The organism is Paenisporosarcina sp. (assembly GCF_049671445.1).
GTDB lineage: Bacteria > Bacillota > Bacilli > Bacillales_A > Planococcaceae > Paenisporosarcina.
Map to the genome: position 1 here is coordinate 1 of NZ_JBATUX010000006.1, position 4021 is coordinate 4021.

General features: G+C 36.6%; 5 protein-coding genes. All 5 read left to right on the forward strand.

The features are described from left to right. A partial coding sequence (locus tag WBG45_RS00165; protein WP_424411791.1) for a hypothetical protein occupies positions 1-861 on the forward strand: 861 nt, incomplete at its 5' end. A gap of 6 nt (positions 862-867) precedes the next feature. Next, entirely contained in the window at positions 868-1128 is a 261-nt protein-coding gene (locus WBG45_RS00170; RefSeq protein WP_424411792.1) for a hypothetical protein, read from the forward strand. 120 nt (positions 1129-1248) lie between these two features. Next, positions 1249-2463, forward strand: a complete 1215-nt coding sequence (locus WBG45_RS00175; protein WP_424411793.1) for an MFS transporter — start codon at positions 1249-1251, stop codon at positions 2461-2463. Between the two features lie 246 nt (positions 2464-2709). Next, complete coding sequence (locus WBG45_RS00180) at positions 2710-3264, forward strand: sigma-70 family RNA polymerase sigma factor (RefSeq protein ID WP_424411794.1); 555 nt, start codon at positions 2710-2712, stop codon at positions 3262-3264. Beyond that, the coding region (locus WBG45_RS00185) for an NUMOD3 domain-containing DNA-binding protein (protein ID WP_424411795.1) at positions 3254-4021 on the forward strand (768 nt) is incomplete at its 3' end. The genes WBG45_RS00180 and WBG45_RS00185, both read left to right, overlap by 11 nt.

Here is a 4021-nt window from a genome sequence, read left to right on the forward strand (position 1 = left end):
GTGGAAAACCAGCACAGTGACATTATCGAATTTATCGATACAGTTTTTTCTGGCCATACAGATTTGCAATCAGACATTAAGCGTACGTTAATGTCACATCTGAACAAAGGTATCTTTTCACTACAGACAACTGGTGAAATCCAAATGGTTGCTTGTGCTTTCGAATCAATCTGGCATCCAGTGTGCACCTACATACAGGTAGCCTACGACTTCACCAGTTCCAACAAAGCCGCTTTACACGAACTCCTTACCTATTTACAAACGCATGTTGAACGTCCACTTCTGTTTAAAATTGACGGAAGATTCACTCAACTAAGTAGTGTATTAATTGAATCAAATTACACAATGATTCGTCAAACAGACATTTGCTCCATAGATGTACGAACAGTTCATGTAGAAGGAATGATGCTACCTGATAACGTTTTAACCTTACATGATTTAATGAAAACTCCTCACCTACATGACCAATTCATATCATTATGTAAGGACGTTTATACAAACACTCATCTCAATAATCCTGTAGCAGACTTGCCCATAACTGCATGGACAAACATGATTACGGCTGATGTTCTAGAAGAAATCAGTTCAGTATTAGTTGTTGAAGATGAAGTTCGCGCGTTTTCTCTTATATATAAAGGAGATCGAACTGACTCATGGGAACTCGGTTGGAACGGTGTTAGGAGTAAAGAACCTCCGTTCATTCTTAAGGAAATGCTAGAACATCAAATTCGTATTGGCCAAAGACATGGTATTCACTTCATAGAAAAAGAGAATGATTCAACGGACCCTTTCTCCCAATATGTACTCAAAGACATCCCTCATCAAGTCATTAAAACACTATATTCTTATAAAGGACGGTAAAAATCGATGAATATTTGGCGGGCTTTGTTCTCAGTCGTGTTAGCAGGGATTATTAGTAAAGTTACTTATTTACAAGTGGACTTCTTCCAATACAAATTTTATAGTGAAGGTCAGTTTGTTCCAAGTTCTCTCTTTATCTATTTTTTGGATATTCTGTTGTTTGTTTTGATCTACGCTGCACTTTATTTTTTCATTCCACGATTCTTGGAATGGCGAATGAGTGCACAGTATAATTCAGTTCAAGAAGGCAAGCCGAAGGAATCCTAATTGTTAATTGTTGCAAATGAGAAGTGTCCCAAAAATTTCGTGTCACAAAGGACTTGTTTTCTTTTGCCACAAGTATATAATTCAAAGCGTACCAAATTATGAATATACGTGGAGAATAATATGCGACCATATAATGAAAAAATCAGTATTTACAATGGCATGGCTTCGACTATTGCCATGAACTTTTCGAATAACTTCTTTCCTATTTTTGCGATTACCATATTAAGCGCCAGCAATTACCAAGTGGGATTAATTAGTTCCCTACCTCCATTAATGGCGTTGCTGATGACGATTCCAGCTGCCATCATGTTAAATCGAGCAGCTGAACACAAAAAGCTAGTGGCGACGTCGATTTTATTAGCTCGTGTCATGTTTTTGCCCATAGTCGTACTGGTTTATCTTCCGTCAGAATCCATGCAAGCTTGGGCTTTCCTGGTCATCATCGCCTTGATGAGTGTGCCTAACACGGTTGCGACCATTGGTTGGCAGACACTCATTAGTAGCATGATTAGCGAATCCAGGCGTGGAGCATTTTTTAGTGACCGTAACCGTTTGTTAACAATGGTTGGATTGGTGTCCACATTAATCATCGGAATTGTGATGAAGGATGCTTCTGAAAGTGTCGCAGCGTATCAAATTTTATTTGCCATCGCATTTGGTTTTGGCCTCTTGGAAGTTTTTTTATTGATGAAGCATGACGAGACGCCCGCTCATATCGATGGACCTGTTATGAAAAAGAAATTGATGGACTGGTCTATCTTCAAACATTCAGGCTTTGTATCGTTTTTAATAGCTGCACTATTTTTCAATTTCGCGTGGCAAATGGCGTGGGGGATTTTTAATATTTACCACGTACGAGTTGTCGGAGCAACGGTTTTCTGGATTAGCATGTTTTCGGTTGGAAATATGTTAATGCAAATATTAACGTTCCCACTTTGGAAAAAATGGGCGGAGCAAAGATCCAATGTCCGCGTATTTGTATGGGCTGCGATCGGTATGGCTAGTACGCCATTTTTAACCGTCTTGTCGACGAACTTGTATTATTTAACCTTCGTCCAAACGATATCCGGCTTTTTCTTATCAGGTGTCGTGTTGCTTTTATTCAATTTACTGCTTGAACAATCACCTGAAGCATCTCGAACTTACTGCATTACGACATACAATGTCCTACTTGCCTTTATGGCTTTCCTTGCCCCACAAATCGGCATTTGGTTATTGAATGCATGGGGTGTTGAAATGGCTATGTATATTAGTTCCGCATTACGTTTACTTAGTGCTGCTGTATTTTTCGCTGTTTATTTACGCTATGGCAAAGTGCCGAAAGCTTTGATGTAATATCTACTTATTAGGGCTAGCTGGATTCCACGGATTGTAAACAGCAGAAAAGAGAACTTCGTTTATCGAGGTTCTCTTTTTTTCGATCTTTGAAGCTTATTCATAATCTTCCTGTGGTTGGTAGAAGACGGAACCAAGAGATCTTTTCTAGCTCTATTAAATTAGTATAAATAAGAAATAATTCAATAATTTTGAAACCCAAATAGCAACTCACTCGTTATAGTGATACATAAATGAGGTGGGAAAATGGAGTTAACTGAAATGAAAAATGAAGTTTATTCAGATTCGCAAGAGATATGGTTAGAAGAAATAATGACTGAATACGGCGATAAAATGATTAGGGTAGCTTACAGTTACATAAAAGATTGGGGCATTTCACAGGAAATTGTTCAAGAAGTCTTTATTACATGTTATAAAAACTACAGTCAATACTCTAAAGTAGAAAACTTCAAGGCGTTGATATATAAAATAACGATTAACCGTAGCAAAGATGTCTTAAGGAGTTCTTTTGTGAAAAAGGTGTTCGTTGGAACAGATATTTTTGCCTCTCATAAATCATCAGAACTATCTCCAGAAAATGTGGTTTTAAAAAGTGATGAAAGTGCTTTAATAGCAGCAAGTATTTTATCTTTACCTCTCAAATACCGAGAAACAATTCACTTGTTTTATTATGAAAACCTTTCGATATTAGAAATTAGTCAGATGTTAAACGTTAATCAAAACACCTTAAAAAGCAGGCTAAAAAGAAGTAGAACAATGTTAGGAAATATACTAGAAGGGAGTGAGACATATGAAAGATAAATTAGATGATGTACGAACTATTTTGGAAGATGGTGTTTATAAGGGACATAAGTTTACAGAAGAGAGTAAACGAAAAGTTCGAAATAGTATTAAGGGAAAAAACAATAATTGGTTTCCCAACTTCTTAACAGTAGCAGTTGCTTTAGGATTTGTAGGATTTGGTTTTTTCTTTGTTACTCAGGAATTGGGTTTATTTGAAAAAGAATCCTTGCAAGCCTCTGTAGAAAACAAAAACAATGAGCCAACTATTATTGAACCTATAGATTTGAATGGAGATTTACCTGAGGACTTACCATTAATAGTCAATGAGGACTTACTTGAAAATCTAAGCTTGCCCATTGATATACAAAATGTGATTCCTAAAATTTCATCTAAACCTCAAATTTATGCACGGACGGTAAGTGACGGCTACCAAATATCATTGACGTATTATGGAGATAAATTTGCAGTGAACATGATTGAAAATGTTGATCTTCCTAAAAATATCGAAGAGTATAAAAGAACTAGGAACAAAATATGGACCGACGAAGAAACTCTAGTCATTAAAGGTCATGATGCTTATTATTCGGTTGATCAAAAGGAGATGCATCTTTTCACGAAAGAGAAATACTTTATTTTACATGGAGCTGAAGAGGAACAGCTACTAGAAATCGCCAACATGGTCGATACAGAAAAACCCGTTCAAAAAATTAATTTAGTAAAATATGAAGAGGTTATGATGGAGAGTGCTGAATTGTCTGAGATACAGCAACCCATA